The following is a 17,090-nucleotide window of genomic DNA, read 5'->3' as shown; positions in this document are numbered from 1 at the left end:
CACTTGTTGTCTCTACGCTGGAGCACCATGAAGAAGGTCGCCATCGTCGGCTGCGCAGGCAGCGGCAAGTCCCACGTGGCCCGCCATCTCGGCAGGATTCTCAATGCCCCGGTGACGCACCTGGATGCCGTGTTCTGCGACGACGAGTGGAACGCGCTGCCCATGGACGAGTTCACCCGAGTGCAGAGCGAGCTGGTCGCGGAGCCGCGGTGGGTGATCGACGGCAACTACAACTCGACGCTGCAGGTACGGCTCGAAGCTTGCGACACAGTGGTCCTGATGGACGTGTCGACCGTGGCGGCGCTGTACGGGATCTTCTCCCGGCAGGTCCGGCACGGAGCCGGGCACAAGGGCAACGGGGTGCATAACCGCATTCACTGGGGCGTGATCAAGTACGTCGCCACGTACCGGCGCATGATGCGCCCCCGCGTGATGGCGAAGATCAACGAGTTCAACTCGGGCGCCGAAGTGGTGCTGCTGGCAAACCGGCGCCAGACGCACCGCTGGCTGCGAAGGGTGGCTGGTGAGCAGTGACGTTGCCCCTTCTATGCACGCCCCGGGCCTCAAGTGGAACCCGGATACGCCGTACAGACGGTCCATGTCCCACGGGCGCAGCCCGCAATAGGCAACGCGAAGCGCTCTGTTCACGCGCCTTCCCCTCAACTAGGGAGCGTATTTGGTCGTGATCAATCTGCGGGTTTTGCCTGCGTGGTGGGTCCTGGGCGGGTAGGCCTTCATGGGTGACTCGTATGCAACTGACGGATGCGGAGTGGGATTCATCGGGCCGTACCTGCCGATCGGCGAGTACGGCCCGTACCCCGAGCGGCTGCGGCAGCAGTTCGAGGGCGTGATCTGGCGGTTCAAGACGGGCGGCCAGTGGCGGGAGATGCCGGCAGAGTTCGGCGCCTGGTCGACCGTCCACAACCGCTTCCGGCAGTGGCGTGACGCCGGGGTCTTCGAGGCCCTGCTGGAGGGCCTGATCGCGGAAGCCGCGAAGCGCGGTGAGGTGGACCTGTCCCTGGTCAGCATCGACTCCACCACCGCGCGGGCCCATCACGACGCGGCCGGCATGCACCTGGACGAGGAGGTCCTCACCGCTCTGGAGAAGGCTGCCGCCGAGGCGGAGAAGGCCAGGTCGAAGGGGGCGGCTGCGACGAACAAACCGGGCAGGAGGCCGGGAGCGATCCCGGGCGGGAAGAACGACGGCGCGTCCGGCGCCGACGCAAACTCCGGCTGAAGGCCGCCCTGCTCGGACGCTCCAGGGGCGGGCAGACCAGCAAGATCTATGTCGCCGGCGACCGGAGGTGCCGCCCGCTGGCGTTCATCCTGACCGAGGGGCAGGCCGCCGACAGTCCGCAGTTCATCCCAGTGCTGGGGAAGGTACGGGTCCGCGGGCTCGTCGGCCGTCCCCGCACCCGGCCGGACGCGGTCGCCGCAGACAAGGCGTACTCGTCCCGCGGCAACCGTGCCCACCTGCGCAAACGCCGTATCAAAGCGGTCATCCCGGAGAAGAAGGACCAGGCCGCCAACCGGAACAAGAAGGGCTCCCACGGCGGCCGGCCCGTCAGCCACAACGCAGACCTCTACAAGGAGCGGAACACCGTCAAGCGTCTGATCAACAAGCTCAAGGCATGGCGAGGCATCGCCACGCGCTACGACAAGACCCCCGACAGCTACCTCGCCGGACTCTACCTACGCGCCTCGATGATCTGGATCAAGGACCTCACACGAGCAGCCTCTTGATCACAACCGAATACGCTCCCTAGTAGTCCGCCGCGAACAGCTTGGCCAGCGTCGTCAGCCTCGGGAACAGGTTGGGTTGGTGGATCGCGCACTGGCCGCCGGAAGCAGGCCGCTCACGAGGCGATGAGGCGGCTGGTGAAGCCGGAACGAATGAGAGATTCGTACGCTGCATGTACGTCCTCAGGAACTTCCTGCTCGATGGCGAATCCGAGCTTCGGGTACTCGATGACCCGCTGGAGGTCGCCGGCCAGCATGTCGAGAACGAGCTTCTCGTCCCCGATGCTCCTCAGATAGTCGTCGAACTCCAACCGCTCTGACGCGCACAGGAACTCGACATCGGGCCACAGTTTGCGGGCGGTCGCGAACGATCGCCGTTCCATGTACGGCTTGGAGACCAGCAGCACCGTGGCCGGATGGATACCGGAGGCGGCAAGGACTTCGCGGGAGAGCGTGATGTTCTCTCCAGTGTTGGCAGCGTGCGGTTCCAACAGGATGGCATCGGCGGGGACGCCCAGGTCGATGGCGTGCTCACGAAAGTGGATCGCCTCGCCCCGAGGAAAGACCTTGGCAGTGGTGGGGCTGTTGCCACCGGTGAATACCAGCGTCTCGAAGAGCCCGGCACGGTACAGCTCGGCGGAGCGGGTCGCGACGCCGAGATCGTGGCTTCCCAGCCCGATTGCCACGTCGACAGGTCGCAGCTCGTGCTGCATCTGGTGGTAGTCCCAGATCAGCCTGGCCTGGTGCCACTGGTCCTCGGTGATGCCCTGCTGGTCGTTGCGCACGCGTTTCTCCCTGGTCACCGTTGCCGGGGGCCGGTCAGCCCCTCACTCATGGCCCTGATGCCCTCAATGCTGCGCAGTTGGTGCACGAGCCCGTACTGCGCGGCTACCCTGGCGGCCCGATCGAGGACGAGGACTCCATCATCCCGGGTCGCCGCATCGGAAAGCAGGATGTGGCCATGAGCGGTGTCCAGACGTACGCGTTGCATAGGTGAGTCGGTCGTCCCGCTGCTTCGGGCGATATCGATGAAGTGCAGGGCCTGCGAGAGATCGCCGACGCCACGGCGGGCCAGAGCGAGCTTCTGATGGGCGACCGACCAGTCCTCCGGTTCGGTGAGGTCTTCGAACTCGCGGGTCGCCGCCTGCATGACGCGGGTCGCGTAGTCGTGCTCACCATCTTTGCTCAGCGCCGTTCCCACCCACAGGCGTGCGCGAGCCCGGTCGCGGCGTGAGAGGCGGTCGTCGACGGCGAGGGACTCGTAGCTATGGGCAGCGACTTCCAGCTTGCCGGACATCTCGGTGACGACCGCGAGTGACAGATCGAGCTGGGCGACGCGGCGGGGGATGTCGAGCTGAGTGAAGACCGTCCGGGCACCGTTGTAGGAGTGCTGCGCCGAGAGCGGGCCCAGAACGACGCCTTGATCGCGCTTGAGGTCGCCGAGCAAGGTGGAGGAGCGGCCGAAGAGGTACAGGCCCTTCTCATCCAGCTCGTGGGCCGTGAACCTGCCCAGCCACCGCGTGAGAAGGCTGTCGGCGAAGGCGAAGTCCTGCCGGGACAGGGCGACCACGACGCGGTCGAGGTCATCGGCCCATGACTCGTACTCCCACGCCCGGGGTCCGGAGGGGGTGACACGTCTGCCGGCGGTCGCGACGGAGCCGGCCATCTCCGACAGGAGAGTCTCGAAGCGCAGGTGGACCGCCGCGTCCGCCCGCCCGAGGGCCGTGTCAAGGATGGCCTGGGTATCGGGCCTCGGCTCGGTGGCGGCGAGCTTGCTCTCCCACTTGGACACGGTCGCGACCGCCAGGCCAAGACGCTCCGCGAAGGACCGCACGCTCAGCCTCAGGGCGAGCCGCAGCGCCTTCGCCTCAAGCCCGGTCCAGTGATGCACGGTCGCCACGCGTCGCTCCCTTCCACCAGCCATCGAAGCAGACCCGAGGACGCGCCGGGACGGAAGTGGAACGGAAGTAGAACAAGCGTCGATTCCGCGCGAGTTGGGTCGCTGACATGCTCAATGCGTCACCACGAGTCGAGCCATTGGACGGTCCTGAACATGGAACCCCTCACCGAACACCGCCTGGTCAGCGGCCCGGTCGTCTACGGATTCCTCCGGTTGATACGCGTACCTCGCGCACGGCAGAACGCGCTGGCCGCCTCGCTGGCCGAGTACTGCCGCGCCCACGAGCTGCGGCTGTCCGGTCTCTTCACCGATCGCGAGGCCACCGGGGCCGCTTCGGCGGCGTTCAACGGTCTCCTCGACGCGCTCGCGCTGCCGGACGTCTACGGCGTCGTCGTCCCCGCCATGTCCCACCTGGGCCCGAAGGCCGTGGCGGTCGAACGGGGACGCCAAATCGAATGCGCCGGGGCCCGGTTGTTGCTGGTCCGACGGGCGCGTCCCACGCCCTCGACCGTTCCCCGAAGCGGTCCGGTTCACCGCCCGCACTCGGGCACCACCCGCGTCGTAGACGCCACGTCACTGTCATGAGGACCATCGCGATGACCAAGACGACCCAGCGGTTCTTCGAGTCCCGGCCCGAGTCGGTCGCCGAGGCACGGACGTTCACCGCCGAGGCCCTGACCAGCTGGGGCTTGCTGGAACGAGGCGACGACGTCCGCCTCTGCGTCTCCGAACTCGCCACCAACGCCGTGCTCCACGGGGCGGCCCCCGGCCGAGGCTTCCTCGTGAAAATCGACGCCGATGACGAGGCCGTGCGCCTGGAAGTACACGACAGCCGCAGCCGACGCCCCCACCCTCGTCGCCCTGACGACACGGACACCGTCGGCCGCGGGCTGATCCTGGTGACCGCGCTCGCCGACGGCTGGGGCGTGGAGGACCGCACCCCGCTCGGGAAGATCGTCTGGTCGTGCTTCAAAGCCCCGGGAGGGACGGCAGCATGAGCATCGCTCTCATCCCACCGAGCCCTGAACTGCGCCTGCACGTCTCTCTCGCCGCCTGGACCTGGAAGGGTGCCGGACCGGACAACCGCGAGATCGCACGCATCCTGATCACGCACACTCCGGCCCCGACCAACGGCGGCACCGCTGCGACGACCGAGGACCACATGCGGCGCTTGTCCGGATGCCTCGGTGGACTGACCGGAGCCCGTGAAGTCATCCCGCGTCTCGGACGTCGTCTGCGGCTCGTCGGCGACCGCGCGCTGCTGCACGTGCCCGGGGCTTCCCGTCGACTCCCCCTCCCCACTCGCCGCTCCTGGAACGAACTGGTCGCCCGCACCAGCGAGGCGATCCTCGTGCTCGGTCTCGACGCGCTGCCACAGTCCGCGGACGCCGCTCGCCTCGACACCTACCTGGATGCCGCTCTCACGTCCGACCGACTGCTGTTTGGGCGCATTCAGCTCTCGCCGTCGGTGCCGCGCGCTGACGTCTGCCCGACGTGCGGCGGCAGCGGTACGGACCCGCTCTCGGGCTGCGCGTGCCCGGACTGCTCCCTGCACTGCTGAACCCACCCGCGAAAGGAACGCCATGCACCAGCTCATCGCCGCCCCTTTCCTCGACGGCCACCTCCTGCTCCGCCCCGGAGCCCGATCCGGGGCCCGCATCCCGGCCACCCACTACGAGCAGCTCCGAGCCGCCGCCGTAAACGCCCAGCCCCTGCCGTCCTGGGCGGTCGAGCTGGCGGCCGACGCCTGGGGCCTCGATGTCGCCGGTGCCCCGACGAAGCACACGGTCCTGATCCGGGAACCGTCCGCGTACGGATACTGCCGGGCTTCCTGGGAGATAAACCTCGGGTGCAACTTCGGCTGCAAGCACTGCTACCTCGGCGAACGGCCCTTCTCCGGCCTCACCTGGGAGAACAAGGTCGAACTCCTCGACATCATGCGCGAGGCCGGCGTCATCTGGCTCCAGATCACCGGCGGCGAACCGACCATGGACCCGGACTTCCAGAACGCCTACCGGTACGCCTGGCTCAGCGGCATGATGCTCACGATCTCCACCAACGGCTCCCTGCTCTCCCGTCCCGACCTGCTCCAGCTCTTCCGGGAGTGCCCGCCTTACCGCCTCGTCGTCAGCATGTACGGCGCGAGCGAGGAGTCCTTCGACGCGCTCACCCAGCGGCGCGGAGCATGGAAGGCGTTCCGGCGCGGCATGCACGCCGCCCGCGCCGCCGGGCTGCCGCTCCGTATCAACGTCGTCGTCACGGAGGACAACGCCCGCGAGGCCGACGCGATGGCCGCGCTCGCCCGGGAGTGGGGCGTGGAGCACCACGCGTACACCAACATGACCCCGACCATCTACGGCGGCGGCGAACCCCTCCTCGCCCAGTCCGCCGACCACCTCCGCCGGCGCAAGCCGTTCGCTGGATGCAACGCGGGCCACACGTTCTTCCACGCCGACCCGCACGCCAAGGTCTCGATCTGCAAGGTCGGCCGCGAGGAGCAGATCGACCTCATGGCCGAAGGCGTCGAAGGACTGCGACGGCTCGGCACGATCGCCGACCGCCTGATGCTTCGCACCGGAGGGTGCGAGGGCTGCGCCCTGTCCGGCACCTGCCGAGTCTGCCGCCCCCTGGCCAAGCACTACCAGGAGGCGAAGGCGCCACTGCACAGCTACTGCCAGCACGGAGACCCACAGAAAGAGACGGTGCCCCCATGACGCCCGGACCCGTACCGGTACAGATCCTGACCGCCCCGCCCAGCAGCGCCCGCCACGCGGCGCCCCCGGTGGCCTCGGCCGCCGTGACACTCGTCGCGGACCTCGACGACGTCGTCGAGAGCGCCGAGTGCTCCTGCGACGCCGGCGACGACAACCCCTTCTGACCACAACCCGACCTACGCGCTCCGGCCCGTCCACCGACGGGCCGGAGCGCCCTCACATACAGCGCTAAGGTGCCCGCATGGTCTTCCGCTGGGACTGGCTCCGCCCCGCGCTCGCCGCACCGGTCGTGCCCACCCTCGGCCCCGTCCACCCGCACGCCCTGACGGTCGACCTCTTCGAAGCCACCCTGGTGGCGGCCGCCTCAGAGTGCCACTTCCTGCCGTACGACAAGGACCGCCGCTGGGGCGCGGAGAAGCAGGAGGCTGTCCTCGTCAACGATGTGGTCCATCACCCCGACCACACGCTCATCCCCACCCTGCTGACCCGCGGCGGGCGAACAGTGAAAGTCTTCGCCTACGGTCAACGAGGAGACGTCCTCGACCAGGCCGCCGAGCTCGCGGGAAAGCTCGCGGCAGTTCACGGAGCAGCCACTGCGCGCGTTGTCCGGCCGTTGGGCCCGGAGACGCCGCATCCTCGTGGGGTCCGCATCCAGCTCCAGGACTTCACGGCGCGGCACTACTCCCCCTCCGTCGGCCCCGTCCGGCGGCTCGAAGACTGGCCCCTCCCCGTCCGCCGCACCTTCACCACCTTCGCCCAAACCATGGCGGCCGACGGCTTCGCCTTCCTCGACCGCCAGATGAGGGCCAAGGGATGCGGCCCGGTCCTCGTGGCCGTGCTGGAGGACCGTGTTGTCGGTGCCATCGGCCCCATGGAGATCTGCCCCGACCCCACGGGCATGGCCCAGCTCATGCCGCAGTACTTCGCCGTAGACCCTGACGCGCGCGGGCACGGTCTCGGCCGGCACTTGTGGCGTGCCGCCATGCACTGGGGCCAGACACACGGCGCGACCTACCAACTCCTCCAGACCGAAGTCGGCGGTGCGTCCGACCACCTGTGCCGCAACGAAGGGCTCACCACGCTGGGCTTTCTGCACGCCAGGACGGTCTGACACGAGCCTGGCGCACTGCACCGACTACCGATCGGGCCGCCATGTGTCAGAGGGACACGCTAGCCTGCTTGCGTGATTACAGGTGAGCTGAAGAGCAAGATCGACCGACTCTGGGACGCCTTCTGGTCTGGCGGGATCTCCAACCCACTGGAGGTCATCGAGCAGATCACCTACCTGATGTTCATCCGGCGCCTCGACATCCTAGAGCAGGCCAAGGAGAACAAGGCCAACCGCACAGGCCGTCCGGTCGAGAACCCGATCTACGCAGACGACACCCAGATCCTGCGCTGGTCCGTGTTCATCAACGAGTCCCCCGAGAACATGCTCACGCGGGTACGCGACGGCGTATTTCCCTGGCTGCGCACGCTGGGTGGCGAGGACTCCACCTACGCGCACCACATGAAGGACGCGCGCTTCACCATCACGACTTCGAACTTGCTCACTAACGAGTTGGTGCGTGATAGCGGGTGAGGTGTCGTGCCACGTGGATGGCATGATCCCGCTGTGGCGATCATGGTCAATCGGGCGGTGCTGGCGCATCGACTGTTCACGGGGCTCTCCCGGCGTCATCTTGCGTGCTTGGTCGAAGAGTTGGCCGAGCCGTGGCAGGCCGGGGTCGAGGGTCGCCGCCATGCTGTGCGAGGCGGGGCCCGCAAGCGGGCCGAAGGCGCCGGCGCCCGCCATCAGCTGGTGTTCGTCGACCGGTTGGTGGCCACACTCATCCACCTGCGGCACGACCTGCCGCACTCGGTGCTGGGGCTGCTGTCAGGTGTCGACCGATCCACGGTCACCCGGGCGATCGGAGAGGTGCGCACGCTCTTGGCGGAGCGGGGGTGCGCGGTTCCCGACCGTCCCGGCCTGCGGCTTCGGACTCTGGCGGATGTGTTTGCCTACGCGCAGGCCGAAGGTGTCGAGCTGTGTCTGGACGCCACCGAGATCCGGGTCCGCCGGCCACCGGCCGGCCGCGGCGGCCGGCGCGCATTCGTCTCGGGCAAGAAGAAGCAGAACACGATGAAGGCCACCGTGATCGCCGGCTGGCGGGGCCGCACGTTATGGACCGATGCCCTACGACCTGGGCGTATGCACGACGCCACCGCCGCCCGCGACGAAGGCATCGCCATCTGCTTCCAGCACTTCCCCGACGTCGAGGTCCTGTTGGACGACGGCTACCTGGGGCTGAGCCGCGACCATCGCGGGCAGGCGATCACGCCGCCGAGAAAACCCCGGCCGGGAGCACTGCCCGACAGAGTCGAACAATGGGGACGCGACCGCCACGGCCACTCGTCCGACCGCATCACCGTCGAACACGCCCTCGCTGATCACAAACGCTGGAAGCAACTGACCCGCTGGACACATCGCCGCGACCGCCTGCCCGACACCTACCGCGCCATCGCCGGCCTCGTCTCCGACCGCAACACCAGCATCTGAAAACGGCCGTGAGCAGGGCAAACACACCTCACCCCCTATCACGCACCAACTCGTAAGCAGTAACGCTGAACCCGATCGAGCGGTGACCGGAACCACCCTTACGAGCGCCACCCGGGCAGAGCCACCGACTTTCGGCGTCCACATCTGTGGAAGACAACGCGAGAGCCGCACCGCCCAGACCTCACCGGCTTGTTCGCCGCGTAACTCTGGAGGGGTTTTCCCGAAGCGCAGCAAACCCCGTACGCAACCTTCGAGCAGAAGCCGCCCGGCTCCGCTCGACGCAATCGATACCAGCCGCCAGCGGTACGGCCTCGGTGCAGCCGCGTCCACCGGTGTCTGTTACCGCTCCCGAGCGAGGGGGCCGTACCCGGCGGTAGCGGCCGCGAGTGCGGCATTGTCGTCGGCAACCGAGCGGAGGCGGGCAGCCAGGGTGTCCGGGCCGAGAGCCGCCAGGGCGTACAGGGAGCTGAGCCGGCGTGCGGTCGACCAGATGCCGGTGGTCGGGGGCCGGAAGGCGGCCACGGGAATGTTCCTGGCGGCGAACGGGGCGGGGTCGAGGTAGGTCATGCCGCCGGTCCCGCACAGGTACGCGCGAGCGCCCGTCGCGGCGGCCAGGTCGGCGAGTCGCGAGGAGCGGCCCGGTCTGGCGGCCAGGAGGCTGCTGCTGAGCATCCTGCCCCGCCAGCCGAACAGGTCGAGGAGCACGCGGGTGGACGTCTCCGCGACCACCGCGATCCGGCCGAGGGCATCCAGCACCGGGTCCAGGACGTGGGTGAGGGAGTGCCAGTACGGGCTGGCTCCGAAGTTCTGCCGCAGCATATTCCGGCGACCCTTCGGCGGGCGAGTTCGGTGTCGTCGAGCAGCGCTTCCCGGATGAGAGTGGATCGCCCGCCCGGGAGGTGGGTGGGGAGGGAGAACCACTGCTGGCGGTCCGGCGCTTAGAAGGCGGCGAGGCGCACTCGGTGCTGGTAGTCGCGGCGGGTGAACTGCACGTCGTCCAGGACGATCCAGTAGTCCGCCGTGAACAGCTTGGCCAGCGTCGGCAGCCTCGGGAACAGGTTGGGTTGGTGGATCGCGCACTGGCCGCCGGGGGCCGGCAGGTCACTGCCGGATGAGGTGGCTCGTGAAGCCGTCACGGACGAGGGAATCGTACGCATCGCTCACGTCCTCCGGGACGTCCTGCGGGATGGCGAATCCGAGAGCCGGGTACTCCCTCACCCGTTGCAGATCGCCGACCATCATGCTGATCACCATCCGCTCGTCGCCCATCGCCTTGAGGTAGGAGTCGAACGATAACGGGTCGGAGGCGCACACCACTTCGACCTCGGGCCACTGTTTGCGGAACGTGGCGAAAGCCCGTCGTTCCATGTACGGCATGGTGACCAGCGGTACGGAGCGCGCCCTGACATCGGCGGCTGTGAGCGTCTCGCGGGCGAAGGCGATGTTCTGCCCCGTATTGGCTGCTTTGGGCTCCAGCAGCATCGCGTGCGCGGGGACACCGAGTGCGAGCGCGTGTTCGTGGAAGTGCACCGCCTCGCCACGAGGAAACACGCCGAGGGTGTCCGAACTGTTGCCGCCGGTGAACACGAGGACGGGGAACAGGCCGGCCCGGTACAAATGGGCAGCATGGGCGCTGACACCGAGGTCGTTGCAGCCCAGCGCGATGGCCGCGTCGCAGGCGCGAGGCTTGTGACGCAACCGGTGGTAGTCCCAGATCAGCTGGGCCGCCTGCCGCTGCTCCTCGGTGATGTCCTGCGGTCGCTCGTCCGCCACGTCGTGCTCCATGGTCAATGATCGGTATCGGTGGAAGTGAAGGCGTCTTCGCACGTCCGCCTGATGGCTTCGACGCTACGGAGCTGATGGCCGAGCCCGGACCGCGCGGCGATCCGCGCGGCCTCGTCGAGGAGGCGGAGGCCGTCCTCACGGGTCGCGGGGTCGGTGCGCAGTACGTGGGCGCGCGCGGTGGTCAACTGCACCCGCTGCATGGGCGACTCAAGGACGCCCGCAGTCCGGGCAATGTCCAGATACCGGTAGTCCCGGTGCGAAAGCAGCCTGTCGCGAGCGGCGAGGCGCCGTCGGTGTTCGGCCTCGTCGCGGTGGAGGCAGTACGTGAGCGGGCGGGGCAGGCTGTCCGGCAGCGTGACGCCGAGCCGGGCGCCGAGAGCGCGGTGGGGCGTGAGGCAACGGGCGAAACAGCTCTTCACGAGCACGGAGGCCCCGGCGTCCGGGTGACCCCGTATCGTCTCGCTCGGCAAGGAAGGCAGGGGGTGGCCAAGCTCGTCCGGCTTGACCGACGCCGACTGTGTGGGCGGCAATTCGGGATCCTGCTCGGTCACTCTTCTGCGGTCACCCCTTGGACGCCGAACGCGAGCTACCGGACGGGCCGACGGCTTGTAGGCGAGTTCGGTGATCCCTTTACGGAATGTCGTTTTGCTGGGCCCTGCCACGCAGGCCACCGAGCGTATGCCGCCATGCCCCAGTTCGCGTTCTTCGACGGGAAGTTACGGGCGTCGCTGTCTTGCGTTGAGGTGCGGGAACAACGCAACGCCCGGTGGCCCGTCGCCGTCGGCGCCAGTGCCTTTCGGGGAGGGCCGGCGGGACTGTTCGTCTGCCCGGTGCCGGCCACGAAGTTGTGCTGCCGCAGTGGGGAGTCATTGACGCGGAAGCCGTGGGGCCGTTCCTGAGGTGTACGTGATGCCGCTCGGCGGGGGCTCGGGGGCGGCTGGGGCGTTGGGCGGGGCGTGCGTCGTCGGGGTGGGGGGCAGGCGGGGCGTATGAATTGGTGGAAACGTGAAGTCGTCCGGCAACTCCTCGCCCTGCCGCTGGCGTTGCTCGCCACTGTCGTGCCGGGCGAGGCGGTGGTGAAGTCGCTGGCCGCCTGGGACATCTACGCCCTCTGCTACCTCTTCCTCACCTGGCTCACCTACCGGGGGCACGACGCCGAGTCGCTGCTGGACGTCGTGCGCGCCGCCCGGCGCCGGCGGGCGTCCGACCGGTGGTTCACCGCCACGCCGAAGCAGTTTCCCCAACTGGCGGCGGGTATCGCCCTGATCGCGACGCTGGTCGCGCTGCCCCGCGCCGACGAGCTGGGCGCGGCGGCGTGGCTGACGCTGAGCGTCGGCGTCCTCGCCGTGGTCACCGCGTGGATCACCCTCCAGACCGGGTTCGCGATGATCTACCTGAGCCTGTACGCGGACGAGGGCGGGCTCGACTTCCCGGGAACGGAAGACGCGCCGGAGGCACTGGACTTCGCCTACTTCGCCTTCTCCGTCGGCACCAGCCTGGGGACGACCGATGTCCAGGTGACCCGGCGCGCGGTCCGTCGGCAGGTGCTCGCCCACACGCTGCTCTCCTTCGTCTTCAACACGCTCCTGCTCGCCATCGCGGTCGCCGTCGTGACCTCCCGCATCGCCGATCGGTGACGCCACGGGCACGGGCACGGGCACGGACACGGGCACGCTCACCACGTGAGCCGGCGCCCGTTCGCCGTGACCAGGCGGTTCCGCCGGGCCCCGGGGCGCTCGCGGGAGGCGCGGTAGGCTGGGAACGGCCCCCGTTCGCGGGGGCGCGGCGGTGGGGCCCGCCGTAACCAACCGCGGATGAGCCGCCAACGGTCCCTGCTTGCGAGGTGAGGTGTGCGCTCAGGCGCGCGCCCGTGCGAGTGGGAGAGTGCGCGTGATGTCTGTGCGGTCGCGGGAGCCCGTCGATCCCGATGTCGGTGCCGAGGTGCCCGTCAGCGGTCCGTGGGACGGGCAGGGGTCCGTCTTCGCCGTCGTCGCCGGGGGCGGGGCGCTCGGGGCGCTGGCGCGGTACGGCGCGGGGGTGCTGTGGCCCGTCCGGGGTGGTGACTTCCCGTGGACGACCTTGCTCGTCAATGTCGTCGGCTGCGCGCTGATCGGCGTCCTCATGGCGGTCGTCGCCGAGTTGCGCCCGCACACCCACCGCCTGGTGCGGCCCTTCCTCGGCACCGGGGTGCTCGGTGGCTTCACGACCTTCTCCACGTACGCGCTGGACGTGCGCGGGCTCTTCGTCGCCGGGCGGTACGTGCCGGCCGCCCTGTACCTCTTCGGGACGATGGCGGCGGCCGTCGTGACGGTGTGGGGCAGTGCCTCGCTCGCGCGGTACCTGCTCCGGGAGCGGTTCGCGGTGGTCGCGGAAGCGGAGGAGGCGCGGTGAACTGGCTGCTCGTGGTGGTGGGGGCGCTCGTCGGGGCGCCCGCGCGGTACGCCGCCGACCGGTGGGTCACGGCGCGGCGCCGCGGGGTCTTCCCCTGGGGAACGCTGAGTGTCAACGTCGTCGCGTGTCTCGCCCTGGGGCTCGTGACCGGCGCGGCGCTCGCGGGTGCCGCGTCCTCGCACGTCGTCGCGCTCCTCGGGACGGGGCTGTGCGGGGCGCTCTCCACGTACTCGACGCTCTCCTACGAGACCCTGCGGCTCGCCGAGACCGGCGCGGGCCGCCTCGCGGCCGGCAACGCGCTCCTGTCGATGGCGGCCGGGCTCGCCGCCGGGTGCGCGAGGGTCGCGGTCGCGACGGGGGTGTGGGGGTAGGGGCCGAGGGGGAGGGTGCGCCGGGCCGTCTCCAGGGGCCACGCGTGCCGTGCCCCGTACCGCCGAGGCCGGTCCGTACCGCCGAGGTGCCCCGTCCCGGCCGAGGTGCCCCCGCTCAGCCCCGCGGGTCTTCCTTGCCCGTGAACAGATCCACGAGGTGCTTGGCCGGGTCCTCGCCGAAGAGCAGGTCGAGCGAGGCGGCGGAGAGCGCGGCCGTCCCGGTGGCGCGGGGGAAGAGGACGGACTCGTACGCGGCCAGGGCGGCCTCGGGGTCGCCGGGGTGGGCGAGGAGCGCCGTGCCGAGGTCGGCGGCGTCGGCGCGGGCGAGGTTGGCGCCCTCGCCCGCGAAGGGGGACATGAGGTGCGCGGCGTCGCCGACGAGGGTGGTGCCGGGGACGCGCTCCCAGGTGAGACCGGCCGGGAGGGCGTGGATGCGGCGCGGGACGAAGCCGCCCCCCGCCTCGTCGCGCAGGGCGCGCGGCCGGGGCGCCCAGCCGGTGAAGGTGTCGAGGAGGAGCGCCCGGGTCTTTTCCGTGTCGGTGAAGTCGTGCGCGTCGAGCCATTCCTCGTGGGCGCGCAGCGCGGCGTAGAGGTGCAGGGAGCCGTCGGTCTCGCGGTGGGCGAGGAAGCCCTGACCGCCGCCGAGCGCGAAGCACATGCCGTCGCCGACGACGCCGGCGGCCCCGGGGTGGCGGGTGTCGGCGTCCGGCAGGTCGAACTCGATGAAGGAGATGCCCGTGTACGCGGGCCGTGCGGGGGTGAGGAGGGGGCGGACGCGGGACCAGGCGCCGTCGGCGCCGATGAGGAGCCCGGTGGTGAAGGCGGTGCCGTCGGCGAGGGTGACCTCGTGGCGCCCGCCGCCGAGCGGGCGCGCGCCGGTGACTTTGGCGTTCCAGCGCAGGGCGTGCGGGGGGAGCGAGGCGAGCAGGAGGGCGCGCAGGTCGCCCCGGTCGATCTCGGGCCTGCCGCCGTCGCCGGTGTCGGGCTCGTCGTGGACGAGGGTGCCCGCCCGGTCCCAGACGCGGACGGCCTCGCCGCCGGGGTGGACCTTCGCGCGGAACTCCTCGTAGAGGGCGGCCGTGCGCAGGGCGGCCTGGCCGGTCTCCTCGTGGATGTCGAGCATCCCGCCCTGGGTGCGGGCGCCCGGCCCGCTCTCCAGGTCGAAGACGGTCGCTTCGAGGCCGCTCGCGAGCAGGACGCGGGCGAGGAGGAGGCCGCTGAGACCGCCCCCGATGATCGCGACGGGGTGGTGCGGGAGGGATGCGGGCGGGGGCGAGGGTGTGCCGGCGGGGCTGGTCATGGCTGCCTCCGGGGGGCGGGGACGGGTGCTTGCGTCTCCACCGTAACGAACGCGTTCGTGACGAACGAGTTCGTTGGAGGGTGTGCCGGGTCACGGACGGGCGGTGGGGGAGGTACGGGGGGGTGCGGGGCGGAGGTACGGGGGAGCGGGGCCCGTGCCGGGCCGGGCGGGCGTGGGCCCGCGGTGGGCCGGGTGGTGGGCCCGGCCCCGGGCGGGTCAGCGCAGGCTGCGGACGGGGAGGAGGACGTGGGCGGAGGTGGTGAGCATCTCCGTGTCGCCGACGAAGGCGGCGAGCGCCTCCTCGGTGATCTGCTGGCCCGGTACGGCCTGCGGCCAGGGGCGGGTCGCGAAGATGAAGTAGGCGTAGCCGCGCTGCTTGGCGGCGGCGAACCACTCCGGGGGGACCTCGCACTGGGCGTTGAGGTTCGGGGGCATGGTGAGCGCGGCCGAACCCGCCTCCACGAGGAGGGTGAGGGGGAGGTTCGTGGTCTGCGTACCGTCGAGGAGGGTGCCGCCGACCGGGAGTTTCGTGTCAGCGAGCAGGGCGAGGGCCGCTTCGGTCGTTCCCTCGTGGCCCGCCGTGCCGTCGCCGAGCGGGTAGGCGAGCAGGAACGGCATGTCGTGGTCGTCGTCGGGGTGTTTGCCGCTCCACGCCACGACGACGAGCGTGCCGAGTTCTGCGGGGCGGAAAACGCGCTGCGCGCTGTCGGTCGAAGTCACCCCCGGACCCTAGCGAGTCCGTCCCGGCCCGCCCCCGCCTCTTTCACCTGTCCGGGGGAGCCCGAACCGGCCATCACTCCAACGGGTTTGGGCTTCGCACGGCCGTTCCGGTCGGGCGGACGGCCGTTCCGGTCGGGAGCGGGTCCGTTCCGGTCGGGAAGGGAGCCCGTTCCGGTCGCGCGGACCTTCCGGCCGGAGCGCGGTCGTTCCCCGCGCCGCCGGAGCCGGTTCAGCCGCCGAGGGGGAGGCCGCCCAGCAGGCCGGTGGCGTCGGGCAGGTCGCTGGTGGGGAGGCCGCCGAGCAGGCCGGTGGCGGCGGCCGTCGTGGAGTCGTCCCGGACGAGCGCGGCGGGGTCGATCTTCTCCTGCGGCAGGAGGGGCTTCGCCTCGCGGGCGACGGCGTCGACGGTCTTGCCGAGGGAGTCCGGCTTCGAGGGGTCGAGCGCGTCGTTCGCGACGGTGTCCACGGCGCCCTGGAGCTGGGTGGCGGCGGTGTAGTAGCCGCCGTTGAGGCTCGTCGGGGTGAGCGCGGCGGTGTCCACGGCGGGGGCGGCGAAGGCGGGGGCCGCGGCGCTCGCGGCGGCGAGGCCGCCCACGACGACGGCGGCGACCTTGGCGACGGAGGGGGAGGTGCGGGGCTTGCGGTGCTTGGCGGCCATGGTGGTCCTCTCATCGGGGTGGGGCGCCCGGCGGGGGCGGGGCCCCGGGCGGCTCCGCCCCGGACCGGGCCACTCGTACGCCGGAGGGGCTGATCCGTGAGCCCCCGTGCGATGGGCCGCCCCCCTCCCGGGGGGGCGGCCGCTGCCTGTGTCAGGCGTTGACGCAGGTGTTGCCGAAGGCCGGGTTGAGCAGGCCGACGACGTTGATCGTGTTGCCGCAGAGGTTCACCGGCACGTGGACCGGGACCTGCACCGCGTTGCCGGAGAGGACGCCCGGCGAGAAGGCGGCGCCGCCCTGCGCGCCGGCGTCGGCGGAGGCGAGACCGGCCGAGCCGGCGAGCGCGGCGGCGGCGACGGAGGAAAGGACGAGGGCCCTGGCGGTACGCGACATGGCGAAGCGCTCCTTACGGGGTGTGGGAATCGTGCGGGGCGCCCGGCCGGTGCCGCTGGCTGCGTGCGGGCCGGGATGCCGGGAACTGACCCGGCGTCTGCAACAACGCCGTCGGGGCGCCGCGCGTTGTGCCCCGAAAAGGTGAAAGAGCGTCGGCCGGGGGACGCGGAACACGCCGTACCCGCCGGATGGTCACTTTGTGTGATCGTCGGAGTGGGGAAAACGTGGCTGGTCCGGGGTGCGGGCTGGGCCGTTCGGGCGGTTCGGCAGTCGATCCGACAAGTACACCCGAACCGCTTCGCCGACGCTGACGCATTCTCCGGGGGGCCGGGGTTAGAGTCCCGACGTTCCGCCCTTGTTGTCACGACTTGCCACCAGTGTGCGATTCAACGGCGTGTTGGGCGTAATGTCCCGTTTCTGGATCCTGGTTCGGGCTGTCCCGCCCCCCAAGCCGCCCCCGGAGGGCCGTCATGCGAAGCCGACTTCCGCTGTCCGCCGTGGTGCGCCGTGGCGCGGCCTGCGCACTGCTCGCCCTCGCCGCCCTCGCGCAGGGCCCGCTCGCGGGCGCCGCCGCGCGCGCG

The 17,090-nt window shown here is 70.5% G+C and carries 22 protein-coding genes and 1 pseudogene; 13 read left to right on the top strand and 10 right to left on the bottom strand.

Features of this window, described 5'->3' with window-relative positions; genetic code table 11:
* Positions 1–27 precede the first annotated feature (27 nt).
* The gene (locus SSBG_RS12195) at positions 28–534 is read left to right on the top strand and encodes a topology modulation protein (protein ID WP_037869576.1); all 507 of its coding nucleotides are present in this window, start codon (positions 28–30) and stop codon (positions 532–534) included.
* Between the two features lie 206 nt (positions 535–740).
* Positions 741–1,743 (top strand): annotated as a pseudogene (locus SSBG_RS31010) (IS5 family transposase).
* 113 nt (positions 1,744–1,856) lie between these two features.
* Here the strand turns inward: SSBG_RS31010 and SSBG_RS12180 are convergent.
* Together SSBG_RS12180 and SSBG_RS12175 are read right to left on the bottom strand one after the other, a co-directional pair.
* Positions 1,857–2,525 carry a YdcF family protein gene (locus SSBG_RS12180; RefSeq protein WP_008746433.1) on the bottom strand — a complete coding sequence of 223 codons (669 nt, stop codon included), beginning with the start codon at positions 2,523–2,525 and terminating at the stop codon, positions 1,857–1,859.
* Between the two features lie 14 nt (positions 2,526–2,539).
* On the bottom strand, positions 2,540–3,640 hold the full coding sequence (locus SSBG_RS12175) for a helix-turn-helix domain-containing protein (RefSeq protein ID WP_037869575.1): 1,101 nt from the start codon (positions 3,638–3,640) through the stop codon (positions 2,540–2,542).
* 153 nt (positions 3,641–3,793) lie between these two features.
* On the opposite strand from SSBG_RS12175, the gene SSBG_RS12170 reads away from it, so the two are divergent.
* The 8 genes from SSBG_RS12170 (at position 3,794) to SSBG_RS12140 (ending at position 8,893) form a co-directional block, all read left to right on the top strand.
* Positions 3,794–4,225: a hypothetical protein gene (locus tag SSBG_RS12170; RefSeq protein WP_037869574.1), complete on the top strand. Its 432-nt coding sequence runs from the start codon at positions 3,794–3,796 to the stop codon at positions 4,223–4,225.
* An 11-nt stretch (positions 4,226–4,236) separates the two neighbouring features.
* Positions 4,237–4,638, top strand: a complete 402-nt coding sequence (locus tag SSBG_RS12165) for an ATP-binding protein (RefSeq protein WP_008746430.1) — start codon at positions 4,237–4,239, stop codon at positions 4,636–4,638.
* Positions 4,635–5,201 carry a hypothetical protein gene (locus SSBG_RS12160; protein ID WP_037869573.1) on the top strand — a complete coding sequence of 189 codons (567 nt, stop codon included), beginning with the start codon at positions 4,635–4,637 and terminating at the stop codon, positions 5,199–5,201. The genes SSBG_RS12165 and SSBG_RS12160 overlap by 4 nt, the downstream gene beginning before the upstream one ends.
* Positions 5,202–5,223: 22 nt before the next feature.
* Positions 5,224–6,354, top strand: a complete 1,131-nt coding sequence (locus tag SSBG_RS12155; protein ID WP_037869571.1) for a radical SAM protein — start codon at positions 5,224–5,226, stop codon at positions 6,352–6,354.
* The gene (locus tag SSBG_RS33665; RefSeq protein WP_199781359.1) at positions 6,351–6,518 is read left to right on the top strand and encodes a hypothetical protein; all 168 of its coding nucleotides are present in this window, start codon (positions 6,351–6,353) and stop codon (positions 6,516–6,518) included. The genes SSBG_RS12155 and SSBG_RS33665 overlap by 4 nt, the downstream gene beginning before the upstream one ends.
* Positions 6,519–6,595: 77 nt before the next feature.
* Positions 6,596–7,465, top strand: a complete 870-nt coding sequence (locus tag SSBG_RS12150; RefSeq protein ID WP_008746428.1) for a GNAT family N-acetyltransferase — start codon at positions 6,596–6,598, stop codon at positions 7,463–7,465.
* A 72-nt stretch (positions 7,466–7,537) separates the two neighbouring features.
* Positions 7,538–7,936, top strand: a complete 399-nt coding sequence (locus SSBG_RS12145; protein WP_008746427.1) for a type I restriction-modification system subunit M N-terminal domain-containing protein — start codon at positions 7,538–7,540, stop codon at positions 7,934–7,936.
* 42 nt (positions 7,937–7,978) lie between these two features.
* Positions 7,979–8,893: a transposase family protein gene (locus tag SSBG_RS12140; RefSeq protein WP_008746426.1), complete on the top strand. Its 915-nt coding sequence runs from the start codon at positions 7,979–7,981 to the stop codon at positions 8,891–8,893.
* A 339-nt stretch (positions 8,894–9,232) separates the two neighbouring features.
* On the opposite strand, the gene SSBG_RS12135 is transcribed toward SSBG_RS12140, so the two are convergent.
* The 4 genes from SSBG_RS12135 to SSBG_RS34560 form a co-directional block, all read right to left on the bottom strand.
* A complete protein-coding gene (locus tag SSBG_RS12135; protein ID WP_324603508.1) occupies positions 9,233–9,712 on the bottom strand; it encodes a WbqC family protein in 480 nt (159 codons plus the stop codon).
* Between the two features lie 119 nt (positions 9,713–9,831).
* The gene (locus SSBG_RS35750; protein ID WP_324603507.1) at positions 9,832–10,029 is read right to left on the bottom strand and encodes a WbqC family protein; all 198 of its coding nucleotides are present in this window, start codon (positions 10,027–10,029) and stop codon (positions 9,832–9,834) included.
* Positions 9,995–10,678, bottom strand: coding sequence for a YdcF family protein (locus tag SSBG_RS12130; protein WP_037869568.1), 684 nt, complete (start codon positions 10,676–10,678; stop codon positions 9,995–9,997). The genes SSBG_RS35750 and SSBG_RS12130 overlap by 35 nt, the downstream gene beginning before the upstream one ends.
* A gap of 2 nt (positions 10,679–10,680) precedes the next feature.
* The gene (locus tag SSBG_RS34560; protein ID WP_008746423.1) at positions 10,681–11,229 is read right to left on the bottom strand and encodes a hypothetical protein; all 549 of its coding nucleotides are present in this window, start codon (positions 11,227–11,229) and stop codon (positions 10,681–10,683) included.
* Between the two features lie 438 nt (positions 11,230–11,667).
* On the opposite strand from SSBG_RS34560, the gene SSBG_RS12120 reads away from it, so the two are divergent.
* The 3 genes from SSBG_RS12120 to SSBG_RS12110 all read left to right on the top strand — a co-directional run bounded on the left by SSBG_RS12120 (position 11,668) and on the right by SSBG_RS12110 (position 13,440).
* On the top strand, positions 11,668–12,315 hold the full coding sequence (locus SSBG_RS12120) for a DUF1345 domain-containing protein (RefSeq protein WP_078491281.1): 648 nt from the start codon (positions 11,668–11,670) through the stop codon (positions 12,313–12,315).
* 256 nt (positions 12,316–12,571) lie between these two features.
* Positions 12,572–13,069 (top strand): fluoride efflux transporter CrcB, encoded by a 498-nt coding sequence (gene crcB, locus SSBG_RS12115; RefSeq protein WP_008746421.1) that lies wholly within the window; start codon positions 12,572–12,574, stop codon positions 13,067–13,069.
* Positions 13,066–13,440 (top strand): fluoride efflux transporter FluC, encoded by a 375-nt coding sequence (locus SSBG_RS12110; RefSeq protein WP_037869565.1) that lies wholly within the window; start codon positions 13,066–13,068, stop codon positions 13,438–13,440. The genes crcB and SSBG_RS12110 overlap by 4 nt, the downstream gene beginning before the upstream one ends.
* Positions 13,441–13,555: 115 nt before the next feature.
* Here the strand turns inward: SSBG_RS12110 and SSBG_RS12105 are convergent, their stop codons facing one another.
* From SSBG_RS12105 to SSBG_RS12090, 4 genes are all read right to left on the bottom strand, one after another.
* Positions 13,556–14,740 (bottom strand): FAD-dependent oxidoreductase, encoded by a 1,185-nt coding sequence (locus SSBG_RS12105; RefSeq protein ID WP_008746419.1) that lies wholly within the window; start codon positions 14,738–14,740, stop codon positions 13,556–13,558.
* 216 nt (positions 14,741–14,956) lie between these two features.
* Positions 14,957–15,460, bottom strand: a complete 504-nt coding sequence (locus SSBG_RS12100; RefSeq protein ID WP_008746418.1) for a DUF5949 family protein — start codon at positions 15,458–15,460, stop codon at positions 14,957–14,959.
* 229 nt (positions 15,461–15,689) lie between these two features.
* A complete protein-coding gene (locus SSBG_RS12095; RefSeq protein WP_008746417.1) occupies positions 15,690–16,118 on the bottom strand; it encodes a hypothetical protein in 429 nt (142 codons plus the stop codon).
* Positions 16,119–16,269: 151 nt separating this feature from the next.
* Entirely contained in the window at positions 16,270–16,509 is a 240-nt protein-coding gene (locus SSBG_RS12090) for a chaplin (RefSeq protein WP_008746416.1), read from the bottom strand.
* Positions 16,510–17,090 lie beyond the last annotated feature (581 nt).

The sequence above is a fragment of the Streptomyces sp. SPB074 genome, from assembly GCF_000154905.1.
Taxonomy (GTDB): Bacteria; Actinomycetota; Actinomycetes; order Streptomycetales; family Streptomycetaceae; genus Streptomyces.
This window is presented reverse-complemented; position numbering and strand designations above follow the sequence as displayed.